Annotated in this window: 1 protein-coding gene; it reads right to left on the reverse strand. The window is 62.1% G+C overall.

From position 1 onward, the window contains the following. Window positions 1–36: 36 nt before the first annotated feature. Window positions 37–758 (reverse strand): IS3 family transposase (locus tag AUL36_RS21970; protein ID WP_062224270.1); only part of this gene is annotated, 722 nt, incomplete at its 5' end.

Below are 758 nucleotides of genomic sequence, written 5' to 3' on the forward strand. Positions count from 1 at the left end.
GACCTGCTACCCGTTCCTGGACCACTTGGCCGGTGGTCATCCAGCTTCGACCGGCGGCGGTGGGCCATGTGCCGCTGACCGGTTCACCAGCGATATCGGCGGTTTGTTGCCGATGGCGCTATGGGGTCGCACTTCGTTGTAGTCTCTACGCCAAACCTCGCATTTGCGCACCGCGTCGTCGAGGCTCATGAACCAGTGCTGGTTCAGGCACTCTGCCCGGAACTTGCCGTTGAACGACTCGATAAAGGCGTTGTCCGTCGGCTTTCCGGGTCTGGAGAAGTCGAGCACGACACCACGGGCGTAAGCCCACAGGTCCAGCTCGCGCGAGACGAACTCGCTTCCCTGATCGACCCGGATCGACGCGGGATAACCGACCTCACCGCAGACGCGTTCGAGCACGTCCACAACGTCGGGAGCCCGGAAGCTGAAGCGTGGCACCACCGCCGGCGAGAACCTGCTGAAGGTATCCACGACAGTCAGGATCCGAAGCTTCGGTCCGGTCGCAAGCTGGTCATGGACAAAGTCCATCGCCCATACCTCGTTCAGGCAGGACGCCACGCAGCGACCCTCCCGCAGCTTCGCCTTCACCCGGCGTTTGGGTGGCTTGTGCCGCAATTGCAGACCCATCTCCTTGTAAAGACGATAGATCCGCTTGGCGTTCACGACCCACCCCTCCCGTCGAAGCAGCACATGGATGCGTCTGTAGCCATACCGCACCCGCGTCTCGGCGATCTCCTTCACTCGCTTCTTCAGATCGG

Origin of the sequence: Aureimonas sp. D3 (genome assembly GCF_001463805.1) — a bacterium.
Taxonomy (GTDB): domain Bacteria; phylum Pseudomonadota; class Alphaproteobacteria; order Rhizobiales; family Rhizobiaceae; genus Aureimonas; species Aureimonas ureilytica_A.